General features: G+C 42.7%; 11 protein-coding genes and 2 pseudogenes. 2 read left to right on the top strand and 11 right to left on the bottom strand.

What is annotated here, in order from left to right; translation table 11 throughout:
* Nucleotides 1–72 precede the first annotated feature (72 nt).
* The 6 genes and pseudogenes from QNH10_RS21295 to QNH10_RS18815 all read right to left on the bottom strand — a co-directional run bounded on the left by QNH10_RS21295 (nucleotide 73) and on the right by QNH10_RS18815 (nucleotide 8,052).
* A pseudogene (locus QNH10_RS21295) lies at nucleotides 73–4,425 on the bottom strand (S8 family serine peptidase).
* A 136-nt stretch (nucleotides 4,426–4,561) separates the two neighbouring features.
* Complete coding sequence (lepB, locus tag QNH10_RS18795; protein ID WP_283732779.1) at nucleotides 4,562–5,104, bottom strand: signal peptidase I; 543 nt, start codon at nucleotides 5,102–5,104, stop codon at nucleotides 4,562–4,564.
* Nucleotides 5,101–5,772 carry a hypothetical protein gene (locus QNH10_RS18800; protein WP_283732780.1) on the bottom strand — a complete coding sequence of 224 codons (672 nt, stop codon included), beginning with the start codon at nucleotides 5,770–5,772 and terminating at the stop codon, nucleotides 5,101–5,103. Before QNH10_RS18800 ends, lepB begins: the two co-directional genes overlap by 4 nt.
* 60 nt (nucleotides 5,773–5,832) lie before the next feature.
* The gene (locus QNH10_RS18805; RefSeq protein WP_283732781.1) at nucleotides 5,833–6,606 is read right to left on the bottom strand and encodes a hypothetical protein; all 774 of its coding nucleotides are present in this window, start codon (nucleotides 6,604–6,606) and stop codon (nucleotides 5,833–5,835) included.
* A gap of 2 nt (nucleotides 6,607–6,608) precedes the next feature.
* Entirely contained in the window at nucleotides 6,609–7,103 is a 495-nt protein-coding gene (locus tag QNH10_RS18810; RefSeq protein ID WP_283732782.1) for a hypothetical protein, read from the bottom strand.
* Between the two features lie 301 nt (nucleotides 7,104–7,404).
* Nucleotides 7,405–8,052 (bottom strand): response regulator, encoded by a 648-nt coding sequence (locus tag QNH10_RS18815; RefSeq protein ID WP_283732783.1) that lies wholly within the window; start codon nucleotides 8,050–8,052, stop codon nucleotides 7,405–7,407.
* A gap of 737 nt (nucleotides 8,053–8,789) precedes the next feature.
* Here QNH10_RS18815 and QNH10_RS20885 point away from each other — a divergent pair.
* Both QNH10_RS20885 and QNH10_RS20890 read left to right on the top strand, forming a co-directional pair.
* On the top strand, nucleotides 8,790–9,329 hold the full coding sequence (locus tag QNH10_RS20885; protein ID WP_347177930.1) for an AMP-binding protein: 540 nt from the start codon (nucleotides 8,790–8,792) through the stop codon (nucleotides 9,327–9,329).
* Between the two features lie 86 nt (nucleotides 9,330–9,415).
* Nucleotides 9,416–10,291, top strand: a complete 876-nt coding sequence (locus tag QNH10_RS20890) for a class I adenylate-forming enzyme family protein (protein ID WP_347177931.1) — start codon at nucleotides 9,416–9,418, stop codon at nucleotides 10,289–10,291.
* Between the two features lie 154 nt (nucleotides 10,292–10,445).
* Here QNH10_RS20890 and QNH10_RS18825 read toward each other — a convergent pair.
* From QNH10_RS18825 to QNH10_RS18845, 5 genes and pseudogenes are all read right to left on the bottom strand, one after another.
* A pseudogene (locus QNH10_RS18825) lies at nucleotides 10,446–11,734 on the bottom strand (CitMHS family transporter).
* A 23-nt stretch (nucleotides 11,735–11,757) separates the two neighbouring features.
* The gene (locus QNH10_RS18830; protein ID WP_283732784.1) at nucleotides 11,758–12,069 is read right to left on the bottom strand and encodes an AtuA-related protein; all 312 of its coding nucleotides are present in this window, start codon (nucleotides 12,067–12,069) and stop codon (nucleotides 11,758–11,760) included.
* On the bottom strand, nucleotides 12,050–13,387 hold the full coding sequence (locus tag QNH10_RS18835) for an acyclic terpene utilization AtuA family protein (protein ID WP_283732785.1): 1,338 nt from the start codon (nucleotides 13,385–13,387) through the stop codon (nucleotides 12,050–12,052). Before QNH10_RS18835 ends, QNH10_RS18830 begins: the two co-directional genes overlap by 20 nt.
* A gap of 207 nt (nucleotides 13,388–13,594) precedes the next feature.
* Complete coding sequence (locus QNH10_RS18840) at nucleotides 13,595–13,750, bottom strand: helix-turn-helix domain-containing protein (RefSeq protein ID WP_283732786.1); 156 nt, start codon at nucleotides 13,748–13,750, stop codon at nucleotides 13,595–13,597.
* A 198-nt stretch (nucleotides 13,751–13,948) separates the two neighbouring features.
* On the bottom strand, nucleotides 13,949–14,890 hold the full coding sequence (locus QNH10_RS18845) for a sigma-54 interaction domain-containing protein (RefSeq protein ID WP_283732787.1): 942 nt from the start codon (nucleotides 14,888–14,890) through the stop codon (nucleotides 13,949–13,951).
* Nucleotides 14,891–15,237 lie beyond the last annotated feature (347 nt).

Consider the following 15,237-nt stretch of genomic DNA (forward strand, 5'->3'; position numbering starts at 1 on the left):
TTCTTCACTATTTTTTATGCAATTGTAGTGCATAATCTGAATCGTTTCATGCACAGGTACCTTTACAATGCATCATTGCACGTTGATATACAATTTACCATTCGCAAATGCTCTTGTTTCGTTACCGTAAATGTCTTTCACTTTTACTTCGATGCGAGCGCCTGCTGCGACTACGCCAGATGGTACAGTCCAGTAGCCTACATAGTGGCCAGGGCTGACTTCTCTGATTGGTAACTCAAGCGCGTTTTCACTGCTCAACCCAAGATTTGTTAGTGGCATGTGGATTGAGAATGTGGCAGCTAATCCTGCTTCGCTATCAAACTCGATTTTTACAGTTTGGCCAACCCCTACATGAAGATCTGATGCCGGAGTAAGGTTAGAAATCTCAAGTTCAGAGAATTTCGCAAAAACAGTTACAGATTTTGTTTCTTCGTTACCTGCAGCGTCTTTCGCGACTACAGTGATGACGTTCTCACCTTCGTCAAGAAGAATACGCGTTGAGTAAGTTCCATTCGCAGCAACATTTGCCTTCTGTCCGTTGACAGTTACGGTGCTAAGGTTGGCGTCGGAAACTTTACCGGTAACAGTTGCTACTTCACTTTTCGTGTTTGTGCCAGTTCTTGGGCTTGTAATCGACAATACTGGTTTCACAGTATCCAACACAAATGTAACTTGTGCGGATTCACCTGTCACTCTACCATTCAGTGAAGAAACAGCCGTGAATACGTTTTGACCTTCAGTCATAACAATTGGGAATGCAAATGCGCCATCTTCGCCAACTGTGACGGATCCAACATTATTACCATTGTTCTTCAATGTGATTGTTGTTGTTGGAGATGCTTTACCTTCAACTACAACATTTGCATTGTTTGTTACTGCGCCAGGAGTCGTGATTACCGGTCCATCGACTTCATAGTTTACACGTGCACGGATCATGTAGTTTCCTTCGTCAGCAGGTGCTGGAGCCCAAACGCCGCCAACATACTCATAGCTTCTCTTAGCATTCGGACCGTTTTCATCCGTCGCCAATCCTGGTGAAGCCGTGTTGATATGAGTCTGAATGTAAACCATGTAGAAATCACCGTCAACCGCGATGTTATGTTCTGTCAAGTCAACGACAGTCCACCCGCCATCCCGTTTAGCATTCGCATCGATTGGGCCTGCAAGTTTTTTGCCTGGCGCTCCATTTGTTCCTTTTGCATCCCAAACTTCAACTGCAAATTTCGTTCCGCCTGGTACTGGCCATTCTGAAGTCCAGAAACGGAAAATACCTTCAGAGACGATCGCGGAATTCTTGCCTTCCGGAAGGGACATCTTAACTGCCCAGCCATTTCCAGCGTCATAAAATGCACGAGCATTTTCAGCCGTACCATCGTCATACGCTATTTCTCCACCAGGATATGTGAAGAAAGGATCCAAGATAATATCTTTGACAATCCCGTTAGGTCCGATTGTAATAGACTCCTCTTTACTATGGAATCCATTTGCAATCACTTTCATCGTATATTCACCGGAATACGCTGTGATTGAATAGCTTCCGTCAGCGTTTGATACGACAGGAGTAATATTCGCATCTTCAAGAAGCATGATAACTGCTCCTTCAACCGGAATTCCTGCAGCATCTGTGATTTTACCACTTGCCGTCCCTTTTGGATTTCTTCCAATGTGAAATTGGCAGTAGTTGTTCCATTATCTGTGATTGTGACAGTTTGTGCCGTAGATTGGAATCCATACGCTTCTGCTTTCACAGTGTATGTGCCTGCGCCAAGTGTCATTGTGTACGAACCGTCTGCCGGATTTGTATTGACAGTACGATTGTTTTCAAGAACAGTCACTTTCGCACCGAGTGGCAATGCAGAAAGGTTATTTCCGTTCATGTCCACAAACGGAGCTGCAACTTCCTCTTTCGTCAAATCAATCACAAGATCTTTTGGATCCATTGGTTTTTCAGTTGCTTCTTTTTCTTTCTCCATTTCAAGTTCAGCATCCGTCAATTTCGCTGGTTTCGGCATGCCGATTGATGTTTTCGCTGGTTGTGCAACATCAGTTAACGCGACATCATCGAGATACCAACCTTGTTTTCCTACACTTCCATCGGAAAATGCATTGAATCCGAGATAGACGCGTTGTCCGCTATATTCAGACAAGTCGACTTGTACGTCAACCCAACCATCTGAAGAGCCATCAACTTTCAGTAGACGCGTCCAGTTTTCACGATCTGTGGAAATTACAATATGGCCGTAATCCCAAGTCGTTCCAAGTGTAGACTTCTCAAACTCATGCCAATGTTTAAACTGTAGATATGCATTTCCTTCAGGTAAATCAACCGGAGGCATAACCAATGTTGCGTTCATGTTATTCAAGTAGAGACCAGATAGATTCGTAGCGTATACCTTTTCACCAGAAGCCGCATTGTTTGGCCCTGATGTAGGAATACCCCACTCCCATGTATCATTTGCTCCAAATGATGCCCAACCGACTGGATTTGTTTCAAAGTCTTCGAAATAGCCAACTGTGATTCCTTGCTTCACAGCAACTATATACTCTTCAGTTGTCACTTCATTATTACCGAAGTCATTCATTGTCCATTTGTATGTGAATGCGTTGCCAGCGATTTTATCACCAGAAACCGATACACCATACACACCGGACTTATAGTCTCCGGATTTACGTGTAGCTTCCATCGTTTGCCAAGCTCCATCTGCGTCTTGGTATTGGAAAGTAACAGAAGAAACACTGATGTTATCGCTCACTTTGATTGTTAAATCAAGGTCCATACCCGCATATGTCTCAAGAGGCGCTGAGTGCTCATACACTGGTGCTTCAGTATCTTCACCGTGTTGAGTAACTTGGCCGCTAAGTGTTCCAAGTCCACTAGCAATTGTTGAAACTGCTGCATACGCATCAACAAGACCGTGTCCATATCCGTTATTAGGAACTGTTGGATATTGACTATCTGTTAACGGAACCGCAGTACTGAGTAAGATCTGTTCCATTTCATCGACAGTGATTGTAGCATTCGCTTGGCGAAGCAAAGCCGCAACCCCTGCGACAGCTGGACCAGACATCGAAGTTCCATTCCATCCACCTTCATAACCGCTACCCGGTACAGAGGAGCGAATGTTTACCCCTGGAGCAATGATATCAGGCTTAACTTCTCCATATGGCGAAGGTCCGCGCAAAGAGAAACTCGCTACCTTGTTGTTGATATCTGTTGCACCAGTTGCAAACGATTCAGGATAGTTTGCTGGTACTGCAATTGATCCAGGTCCACCCGGATTCGTTAATGTTGTATTTCCTGCAGAGAACTCAGGGAAAATTTCCGCGTTTCTCCAGTTAATAACTACGTCACGATACCACTCGTCAAGACCGCGACCACCGCCCCATGAGTTATTAACAACATCTGGAGCAAGATCGACACGAACGTTTCCATCTCGATCATGTGGCGCTAAAATCCACTGTGCTGCAGCTAGTAAAATAGCGTCTGATGTACTGCCAGCCGCATCGAATACTTTAACCGCAATCCACTTCGCCCCTGGAGCAACACCAATTTGGTTGGAACCGTTCGGCTCGCTTCCGACCATTGTTCCAGTAACGTGTGTTCCATGCCCATGGTCATCATAAGATGCTTCGCGAGCTGCACGAGTAGCATCAAAGAAGTTGTACACATGGTTTACTTGACCCGTAGAAGAATCATAGCCACGATATTTTTCTTTCAATGCTGGGTGATCCCATTGAACACCTGTGTCAAGACTTGCAACGACTGTTCCAGAACCGTCAATTCCCATTGCCCACACGTCTGGCGCATTCACTCGCTCAACGTTCCATTCAACGTTTGCAAGGCCGGATGCTGGTGCAACCGCATTTTCGGTTTTCGTTGCTGTGTATAGTTCGCGCGTTTCGTTCGGAAGGATTTTTTCAACTTCAGGGAAACTAGCGATCTTCTCGGCAATTTCCTTCGTTGCTGTAACAGCCATACCGTTTACAATATAGTAGGAGGTAATGTCTTTTACTTCTCCTGTCGAGAGGAGACCTTCCAAGAATTCTTTAACGTTTGCTTGCGCTTCTAGTGAAGTTGCTTTTAGCTCGGAAACTACTGCAGACCTCACCATCAACTCTGTTGTCACTGCGGAAAGACTAGCTTTATTTGCATCTTGTCTAGCCTGTTTGCTACTTTCGTTGTATCTGCTTGCTCATTGAATTTAACTAAGAATGTAACTGTTTCTTCGTCCTTAAAGATTTGATTTAAGTCATTGCTAACTTTTGATGTAGCGTTAACAGCAGAGTCTTTGAACGACTGATGTAGTTTGTTCTGTTGCTCCGCCGTTGCCATTCCTGGTGTTAAATAGAAAACACCATAAGGAGTGCCGTTACAATACTAAAAATTCGCATCTGACTTCGACCACGTTTTTTCCTCAATTTCATTCCTCCTTTTTTTATAAAGAACGCATTTCTTTACTGCAAAAGGTTTAATCGTACCCCTCCTTCCAACATTCGGGTTTTTATGGCATACATTTGATTTATCTTGTTGTTTCATTCACCATACAAATTTGGGTAACAATTATTTAAAACCAAGTGGATAAAGAGAGAAAACCAATTCCCCTTTAATTCGCTCTTTTGGTAGGAAACCGAATTCGCTATTTCTACTATCCAAACTCTCACCAGGAGTCCGGTTGTCTCCCATGACAAAGTAGGAGTTCTCCGCGACTTTAACTAATTCCATATCGTTCGGAAAACCGGTGGAATAAACTTCTTTCACTTTGTCGCCATTCACATAAACGACCCCATCAACAATCTCAACAGTGTCATTCGGTAAAGCGATTATCCGTTTAATGGCATCAAAACCATGTACATCACGAAATTGAACGATATCATCTATGTCAGGAGTGAAAAACACATTATTCGTCACAATAATATCCTTGTTTCCGAGTGTAGGAGCCATTGAGTTCCCGCTAATGACCGTAATGCCAATTGCATATCGGAATACAAGAAAAAGCCCAATGATGAGCAAAATGAATTTCACCCAACTGAGTACACTATCCTGAGACTTCTTCTTATCTTTCGTAGCTTCAATTGTTTTTGCTGTCAGTTCATTTACATTCATTTCGCATCACGTTTCCTCTCATCAAATTCAGGGGTTGTGTTAGGATCTACAGGGACTGGATTCGGATCAGAATCTGACCCTGTTTCCGGATTTGGGTCTGGGTTCGGGTCTGAATCTGGATCTGGATCTGGATCCTGTTCGGGATCTGGTTCTGTTTCAGGTTCCGGCTCTTCCCCCGGCTCTTCCTCTTCCGGAGATTCAGGCTCCTCAATTGGTGTTTGACCTATATTCCCCTCATTCACTACACGGTTCATTTCATTGACTGCAGATTGGAAAATACTATCCAATTCATCTCTTACACTATTTTCATTTTCCAAGTTATCGTTTACGAATCCATTTATTAATTCGTCGGCGTAACGTCGCAATTCGCTTGTTCGCCTTTCCTTTTCCTCCATTGTGAAAGCTTGAAGTCGTTCATTTGCCATTTGTATTTCCGAATGCAGCTCTTCTTTTAAGCGTCCCGTTTGAATCTCATGTTCCAAATCAATTGCTTCCTTGATTTCATCAAGTACGTGCCCCCTTTGTGTATCAAACCAATTCATCAACAATGATTGGATATCTTGATTCGCAAATGTGATTGATACACCACTTCCAATGATTCCGATTAAAAGAAGAGCTCCAATTAGAAACTTACATTTTTGTAAACTACTTCTTCTTTTTTGATCCACAGCACACCCTCCAAATATAATAGTAGGGCCAGCGTTGGGCAGGCCCTATTTAGCTATAAATTAGTCATTGATATCCGAAAGTAGCGCATCCATTGCAGCTTTCGCTTCATTTTCAAGTTCCAATGCTTTTGCTTCTATTAAAGCTTCTTGTTCCGCCACTAATCCATCCAAAATATCGGCAACTTGATTAAAGACTTCATTGACTTTAAAATCGACTGCAGTTTTCAAGTTCGCAACCGTAATTGTCTTTTCACTTTCAACTTCCGCCATAATTGCGGCCTTAGCAGCTACAATTGCCTCTTCAAGTCCAGTAAGTGCCTCAGCTTTAACAGCATCCAATTGCGTTGTCAATTCTTCGATTGCCGCAGCTCCCGTATCACCCGCGAATGCAGTCATATCATCAGAAGCGATTTGGGTAGCCTCGTTCCCAGCAGCTTGGATTTGCAGCCATCCTTCCTGGTACACATTATTAAAAGCAAGATCCATTCCCGCCAAAATCTCATTTTCCGCCTCCCCCAATGAGCTAATATGGGAGTCTCTTGCGCTTTGAATCGCGGCGGATGCTTTGCCAATTTCACGATCCTTTGTAAAATCGACATCAAATTCTGCTCCAGCTCTCAGACCTTCAAACATTTCATCCAAACTACCAAACTCTTCAGCAGAATACTGGTCCGCTTCTTGGGCAACTGAGGCTTGCGCACCATTAAAAACGCCGCTATACCAAGATTTCAACGCTCCACCAGCATCCGTGTTGGCAAACGCAAGACCCACCCCAGATAGCAATCCAACCGAAATTGTTCCTGCAACGATTTTCTTTTTAAATGTCATCTTCATGTTTAATTGTCCCCCTCAGTTTTGTTATGATTATTTTCAAGCTTCACATCACTAGTGATTCCGTCAAAACCATACTCGGAAAGAAGTTCTGATAAAATGTCAAATGTACGACGATCGATCTCCATTTGCCTTTTTTTCATCTCTTTTTCAATTTCAATAAGATCTTTTTCCATAAGAGACTTTTTTGTTTCATTCAACTGCTGAAGATGGTTGTTTTTATAATTTTTGATATCGTGATTTGCATCCTCGGAGGCATTAAGAACGTAATCCACAAGTCGACTTTCCATTCTTTTAAGCAGCTGCTCTTGATAGGTGTTTACGGATGTCTCGAATGTTGTAAGAGAAATATTCATCTCTTCACTTAATTGATTGGAAAGTAAATGGAATTGATGCCTATACCAGTCCGAAAAAGTCGTTCCTTGCGTGGATTGGGCATATATCGAAGTGCCCATTAAAAGAAGACAACACATTACAATTAAAAATACAATCCTTCTCATAATCACCTACCCCCTACTATTTTCGGAGAAGCACCTTTCATTTCGCTGAACGAACGTTGTGTTTGGAAAAGATACACTTTTCCATCTATTCCTAAGTATAAAAGCGAGGCTGTTTCTTCTCGCCCCCATTCCGTCTACTTTTCCCACTATTCTTTTGATACATCGTGTTATTCATTGTGGTAAGACGACCTACCACCTTAGTCTCCATTGGTATACAAAAGTGTAATGAGGAGCGGTAATTTAAAGTGAAAAATGCCAGACCCTTTTAAAACAGGATCTGGCATTGTAATTCAATATTTAATTAAGGTCCAGTAACAGTGTAACGAACTAATCCTTTCGCATTTGCATATAAAGCCGCCTGGGTTCGATCCCCAAGATTCAACTTCGCTAATACTTGGCTAACATGCTTTTTCACAGTGTACTCTGTTACTGATAACACTTCCGAGATTTCTTTATTCGATAGACCTTTACCAAGTTCTATCAACACTTCTGTTTCCTTAGGGGTCAGCGTTTCAAATTCCCCTCTTGTTAAATAGGAGCTTGGGGATTTCAAAATAACCTCAAGAATTCTTTGATCATAATAGTTTCTGCCATTACGAATCATTCGCAAGGCATGTACCAATTCTTCAAGCACTGATTCCTTCAATAAAAACCCGGAAACCCCCAACCTCTTCGCCTGCCTAAAGTTTTCCTCATTTGGCGAAGAGGACAATACGATAAATTTGCATACCACGCCTTGGCTTTTCGCCTCGGCAATCAAGTCCAATCCGCATTCGCCGCCTAAATATAGGTCCACAATCGCTATGTCGGGTTTCTTGGACCTTAAGATGGCCAACGCTTCCTTACGATTCGAAGCCTCCCCTACAATATTCAGCCCTTCTTCACCAACTAAAACTGAAAAAAGTCCTTTTCTTATTAACGGGTGATCATCGACAAGTATCACATTCATATAACGACAACCTCTCTCTTATCATTTTTCAGGATGATTTCTATTGTTTATCGTCGTTGAAAAACTATAATAATAGCTTCCGTCACTTTTTTGCGGGACGGTTTTGAACGGTTATCAACTTGCACGTGACTGTTTGGAGAAAAATAGTGAGTAGTAAGTGGAATTATTTCAAGGAATGAGGTAATTTCTGAGGTGTAATGTGGTTTTGGGTATAAAAACCATCTTCTTCCTCTATTGTAATGAAGTGTAGAAAAACTGGCAATATAGGTTTCTAACTATTTAAATTATTCATTCTTTATAACTGTTTTCATAACCTACCACTGATTCCTATTTCCCTTTCCACTAAAAAAAATACTTATTATGCCTCATCCCCCACCACCTACTCACGGCATATCCGTCCCGTCAACTCATGAAAGTGGCTGTACGTGGCGATTTTATAAGTAATTAAAGAAAAAGAGTAAATATAGTAGGTCTTTGGTTGCAGAAAGGGATTATGAAGGTACCTGTGCACAACACATTTATGACAATTCAAGAAAAGCTATAATCATACAAAACGAAGCCAATCAAACAGCGATATTATTGACTTCCTTATTGTTTTTTTATGCAATTGTAGTGCATAGTCGGAATGGTTTCCGGCACAGGTACCAATATAATTGAATATTTAATATTGAACTTGTAATCAGAAATGTCTGTTGATAATATTAAAGAAAGGGAATAGTTGACGAGGGGGAATCGAAATGTTCATAGTGGATGTCTTGCTGAAGCACGCAAAAGAAACGCCGGATAAAGTATACACTTCCTTTAACGGGCGGGAGTGGACGTATGGGGAATTTGTTGGGAAGGCGGAAAAGATTGCAGCCTATTTGCAACGTCAAGGGTATGAAAAAGGGGATATTATTGCGCTTTATTCAATGAACTCCGATCTGTTTCTCGCCTGTTATTTTGGTGTGAAACTTGGTGGATTTACAGTGATGCCTGTCAATACGAAGCTTGCCGCGCGTGAAGTTGAGTATATTTTCAACCATTCAGAAGCGAAGGCTCTTTTATTCGACAAACGTCTAAAGGACGTCATTGAAAAAACGACTCATCCATTTAAAGAAAAGCTCTCAATCGGGGAAGGCGGGGATATCGACAAACTGCTTGGGGAAGAAACGGGTGCTTTTGAATATCCCGACTTCAACGGAGACGATACCGCGGTTGTCATGTACACATCAGGCACGACCGGGAAACCAAAAGGCGTCATGTTGACACATCAAAACATTATTTCAACTGGGTAAATTTGGGCGGAGGCAATGTCGATCACTTCCGTTGACCGCATGCTGATCTCCACCCCCCTTTCCACTGTGCGGCGTGCCATGTATTCATGGTTCCGGTCACTTATAAAGGTGGGACGATAATTATTGAGGAAGCCTTTTCTCCGAAAGGCACGTTGGAGTTGCTACAAAAGTCCAACCCAACCATGTTCTTCGGCGTCCCTGCCATGTATACAATCATCTTGAATTTGCCGAACATCCGAGAATTAGAACTGCCATCGCTTCGCTTATTCGGTTACGGCGCCGCACCAATGCCTTACGAAATGGTCAAGAAGCTAAAAGACACTTTCCCGAATGTGAAGGTTCAAAACCTATACGGACAAACGGAAAATTCACCAGCGGCTTCAACTTTGAAAGACGATTTGGCACTTGAGAAAATTGGCTCTGTCGGCGAAGCTCTGCCGCAAACCGAGATCCAGGTTGTAGACGAATTCGGGGCTCCACTGCCTATCGGCGCAGTTGGTGAAATTGTCATGCGCGGACCGCAAGTGATGAAAGGCTATTTACGGGACGAAGAAGAGACAAAACGAACTGTCAGAAACGGCTGGCTCTACACGGGCGATTTAGGGAAATTGGACGAAGAAGGGCTTCTTTATATCGTTGACCGCAAAAAAGATATGATCATACGCGGTGGCGAAAATGTCTATCCTGTAGAAGTCGAAGAAGTGCTCTTCCAGATCCCATCCCTACTCGAAGCAACAGTCGTCGGTGTCCCACATGAAGTATTAGGGGAAGTCCCTAAAGCATACGTCGTCATAAAAGAAAACCATACCCTAACGGAGGACGAAATAAAGGAATACTGTATGAACAATCTTGCCAAATTCAAAGTCCCGATGGAAGTGGAGTTTTTAGATGAATTACCTCGGAATGCGTCGGGTAAGGTGTTGAAGCATGTATTGCGATCGCAGGTTCATGCAAATAGTTAATTCGAAAACACCCCATCTATGGTCTGATGACCTTGGTTGGGTGTTTTATTGATATGCGCGGGTTACGTTATGATGCAAGCGAATTTAACATGAACAAACGCAAAAGATTCGCTTGACTTCTCATTTTAGTATACTACGGAATAACCGATAAAAATTATATAATCACGCCTGTAATAATCGCCACAATCGTCATGACAATTGTTGTCCCGAATGCCCACTTAAATACAAATTTCTGATGATCAGCTAATTCAACACCCGCTAATCCAATCAATAAAAAAGTTGATGCTGTCAAAGGACTTAACGGGAAGCCAGTTGTCATCTGTCCCAAGATAGCCGCACTGCCGACATGCGTAGGAAGTACACCATATGCAGCCGCTGTTTCACTAATAATTGGCAACACCCCGAAATAATAAGCATCCGGCGTGAACAGCAAACTGAGAGGCATGCCCGTAACTGCTACGATAATTCCCATCATGCCCCCAGCACCATCAGGAATTACATTAACTAGGGAATTCGCCATTTCCGTGATCATACCTGTACCCGATAGGATACCTGTGAAGATACCAGCTGCGAAAATAATCGAAACAACTGTGATCATACCAACGGCTTGGCTTTTCACTTGTTCCATTTGATCATCAGGTCTAGGATAATTGACGATTACCGCAACCGCGAATGCAATCATGAATATGATTGGAAGTGGTAGCCACACTTTTACAAGTGCGACGATGGTTATAATCGTCAATATCAAATTGAACCAAAACAACTTAGGTCTTCGCATTGCTCTTTCTTCATCGGACAGCTCCGTTTGAAGGTCATACTCGATATCCGCAACGCCAATTCTTTTCTTTTCCTTCCTTCCAATCCAAAATGATACTAAAAGTACCCAAACGATTCCCGCGACCATTGCCGGGATGACCGGATTGAATATTTCGCTCGTATCGACATTAAGTGCTGTTGCAGCACGTGCAGTCGGTCCGCCCCATGGAAGAAGATTCATGACCCAGCACCAAGTGCCACGACACCGGCCAATACAATCCGACTCATTCCTAATTTATCGTAAAGTGGCAACAAGGCTGGAATAGCAATAAGGAATGTTGAAGCCCCAGATCCATCCAAATGTGCAAGCATCGCAATAATCGCTGTTCCGACAACAATCTTTTGAGGATCTCCCTTTACCACACGCAACACACGTGAAATAACAGGATCGAACAGGCCAGCATTATTCATCACGCCGAAGAAGAGAATCGCAAAACCAAGCATTATTCCTGTTGGAGCAACACCTTTTACTCCGTCTAACATAAATTCCCCCATTTGCGCGCCGAATCCCCCAATTAAGGCGAACACAATCGGAACGACGATTAACGATACAATAACTGACACTCGTTTCGTCAAAATCAAAGCCAAGAACACAAAAATTGTTAAGAAACCTAATAACGCTAACATACATTTTCCCCCTTAAGTTTGACCTACAAATCTACTTCCATTTCTAATAGTGCATAACTCAATGTCTTTCCATGTGTATCCACTCCAAGCGACGTCGTAACACCACCAAGAAGAGCACCTTGGCATACAAACTGCAAAGCCGATATATTTGGCATCTCGTATCGGGTCACTTCGCCTGTTACAATGTGATTCAAATGGCTTTTAACCCGATCCGCCGTCACATATTCTCGCAGGTCTTCGTACATTTCTTCATCAAAAGGAATGAGCGAAAGCATGAGAACATCGCCTTTATCTCCTGCTCGACTGTGCGCTATTTCATACAGTTTCCTTGCCATTTGACCTCACCTCCATAACCTTAATGTCCGACTTGATTACCTTCCTTGGCACCATAGTCGAGACAATCCCGATCACTTCATTCACATATTTACGCGCTCCTCCGCCCCCAGCAGGTCCATTTGTATAGAGGGCTTCAACCTCTTCACCAATCCTCCTCGCTTTATCTTCCTCAAAAGTTTTTCCTGCAACACGTAGACGAACTTCATATGGAGTCCCCTTATAGTCAAAAGAACCACGATGTGCAGAAATAGCCCCTATGTAATCAACTTTAAAATCCTCATAGTTTTCCGAAATGCGTTCTTTTACGATAGAACCCGCCAGTTCAGCACGACCATAGGCGTTCTCACCAGCGTAAGTGATTTCCCCTTCACCTATAAAACCGGCATCAAACCCAACGCTTACTTTCAACTCGGATGGTCTTTCCTTCCCTTTTCCACCAGTTAATAAAATACGATCCTCGCCATCCTCCTTTAAGTTGACTGTTGTAAAATCCGCAACAACGTCTGGCGTAATATAGGATGATGGATCCATTACTTCATACAATAGCTGTTCTTTTACCGTGCGAAGTGTAAGCGACCCTCCAGTTCCCGGAACTTTCGTCAATAAAGCTGAACCATCGGACTGAATTTCAGCTATCGGGAAACCAAGATAAGCAAGTCCACTAACGTCTTTCTTTCCTGGATCAGCAAAGTATCCACCTGTCAATTGGCCGGCGCATTCAAGCAAGTGACCGATAACCGTCCCTTTTGCCATCAAATCATAATCATCCACAGACCAACCAAAATGATGGATCATTGGTGCCAAAAATAGTGAAGGGTCGGCAACTCTTCCAGTGATAATCACATCGGCACCCGTTTCAATAGCCGGAACAATCGAAGATACACCCATATAGGCATTCGCAGAAAGTATGGAAGCGGTTTCAAAAAGTTCTGGATTGAACGACAGCGAACCTTGATTTTCCAATATGTACGGTAACACATCATCTCCCGTAACAGCTGCCACTTTCACCTTCAATCCTAATTCTTCCGCTATTTCAATAATTTTGTGTGCACCTCCTATCGGGTTGGCCGCCCCCATATTCGTCACTAAGCGAACTTTGTTTTTCAGTAATGTTGGTAATAAAGAGCGAAGCCGCTTTTCAAGCAATGGGTCATACCCTAACATCGCATCTGCTTTTTTCCGTTTTTGCGCAAGCGCGATAGTCCGTTCCGCCAAGCACTCCAAAACCAAGTAATCAATCTTACCTTTTTCGGCAAGTTCAACTGCTGGTTCAAGACGATCACCGGAAAATCCAGCTCCCGACCCAATACGTAACATGCAATCACCTCGTTGATTAAATTCTATTTCTCCTGCTATTTTATCAAAAAGAAAAGAAGAAATACCTGTAAATCTGGCATTTCTTCTTCTAATAAGCTGGAATGAAATGTGTACTCACAAAAGCTTTTCCACTTCAAACTTATTGATACTATTGTGATTCTAAGTTGTTAGAATATAGTTTTCTGCTATTACAAATAATTAGAATCGTCATTTAATATTATATTTCTTCATTTTATTATACAATGTGGCAAGTGAAATCCCTAACAAATCCGCAACTTCTTGTCGCTCCCCTACCGTTGGTCCACACGATTGAAGCGAGGTTTCAAGAATTTGTTTCTCAGCAACTTCGACAGCTTCATGCAATGGAAGGATCCCCTTTTCTTCATTCAATAAAGTATGTTGTTTTTGCATAAAATCGGGGAAATGCCGAATTGAGATTCGTTCATTTTCATCAACCAAGCACTTCGCGTAATCTAAGACATTTCGAAGCTCTCTTATTCCCCGGCCAATCGTATTGCGTTAAGAACTTCAAAACATTCTCTTCTACCTCAAATCTATCCGCTAATAAAGATTGTGCAATGAGGGGAATTTCCTTTTCCGTTCGCGTAGTGGCGGAATTTGAAGATCAATGGTATTCAAGCGATACAATAAATCGTTTCGAAAAAGCCCCTTAGTTATTAGTTGTTGCAAGTCCCGATGAGTCGAGGCAATAATTCGCACATCTACCCTACGCTCTTCAACCTCACCAACTCGCCTGATTGCTCCTTCCTGCAAAACACGTAACAATTTTGCTTGAACATCGAGTGAAAGATCTCCTATTTCATCTAAAAATAACGTCCCACCATCTGCCATTTCAAATAGACCCGCTTTACCGATTACCGGTTTACTATAAAGCACACCTTCAAAATGGCCAAACAATTCATTTTCAATCAAATCCGAAGGGATCGCTGAGCAATTCACAGCTATGAAAGGCTTGTCTGAACGCAGGCTTGCATGATGGATTGCATGTGCAAACAATTCCTTTCCCGTCCCGCTCTCCCCCCCGATCAGTACAGGCAAATCAGTAGCTGCCGTTTTCTTTGCAATTGAAACGATGTCCTGCATGTTGGACTCGGCCCTGATGATATCATCAAATGTATACCTTACCCTATGTAATGCGCTCATCCGCTCCTGCAATTCTTTCACTTTTTGCCGTTGCTTCTCAAGTTCCAGCGTAAGCAGCTGAACCTCATTCAAACTCTTACAAACCGAGACTGCCCCCACAATCTCATCATTAACCACGACAGGCGCCATATCAACAACGTATTCTCGATCATGCGTCTTCCGATAAACACCAACCTGGCTCTTTCCACTCGCAAGCGTTTCTGGCAACCTCGCACCCGGACGATACGAAACCAAAGGCTTCCCAATTATATCCGGCGTCACACCCGTGATCCTTGTATATTCCGGATTAATAGTCCTTACTATCCCGGCTTGGTCAATCACAAGCACTCCATCATTCATCGACTCAACAATCGCTTTCCACCATTCAACTGTCCCTCGATTGTAACCATCCCCTTATTCACATTCAAAACCATACCATTCTACTATTATAGTACACTAAATCAAGTTGGAATTAGATTAGATTTGAGTTGATAGGGAAGATAAAAATTGACTTCGTCCTGATACAATCCAATTTTCATTGTGCTACAAAAACACAATAAACTCTTTTATTCTCCCTCCACCCCTACACAGGTACTTTAAGCCTATTCGAATAAAATATAGTAAGAGAATTTTATAGGGAGGGGAGGGTTATATTATGGAACGTAGACGATTTCGGAGCCCAAGATTCTGTGTGTTTCCGGGATATA

This window comes from Sporosarcina thermotolerans (genome assembly GCF_030067815.1).
In the GTDB taxonomy this organism is placed as follows: domain Bacteria; phylum Bacillota; class Bacilli; order Bacillales_A; family Planococcaceae; genus Sporosarcina; species Sporosarcina thermotolerans.

Coding starts and splice junctions, on each gene's coding strand:
- QNH10_RS20890 (WP_347177931.1), top strand. CDS start 9,416: ATGGTTCCGGTCACTTATAAAGGTGGGACGATAATTATTGAGGAAGCC.
- QNH10_RS18805 (WP_283732781.1), bottom strand. CDS start 6,606: ATGAAGATGACATTTAAAAAGAAAATCGTTGCAGGAACAATTTCGGTT.
- QNH10_RS18845 (WP_283732787.1), bottom strand. CDS start 14,890: ATGAATGATGGAGTGCTTGTGATTGACCAAGCCGGGATAGTAAGGACT.
- QNH10_RS18815 (WP_283732783.1), bottom strand. CDS start 8,052: ATGAATGTGATACTTGTCGATGATCACCCGTTAATAAGAAAAGGACTT.
- QNH10_RS18810 (WP_283732782.1), bottom strand. CDS start 7,103: ATGAGAAGGATTGTATTTTTAATTGTAATGTGTTGTCTTCTTTTAATG.
- lepB (WP_283732779.1), bottom strand. CDS start 5,104: ATGAATGTAAATGAACTGACAGCAAAAACAATTGAAGCTACGAAAGAT.
- QNH10_RS18830 (WP_283732784.1), bottom strand. CDS start 12,069: ATGGCAAGGAAACTGTATGAAATAGCGCACAGTCGAGCAGGAGATAAA.
- QNH10_RS20885 (WP_347177930.1), top strand. CDS start 8,790: ATGTTCATAGTGGATGTCTTGCTGAAGCACGCAAAAGAAACGCCGGAT.
- QNH10_RS18835 (WP_283732785.1), bottom strand. CDS start 13,387: ATGTTACGTATTGGGTCGGGAGCTGGATTTTCCGGTGATCGTCTTGAA.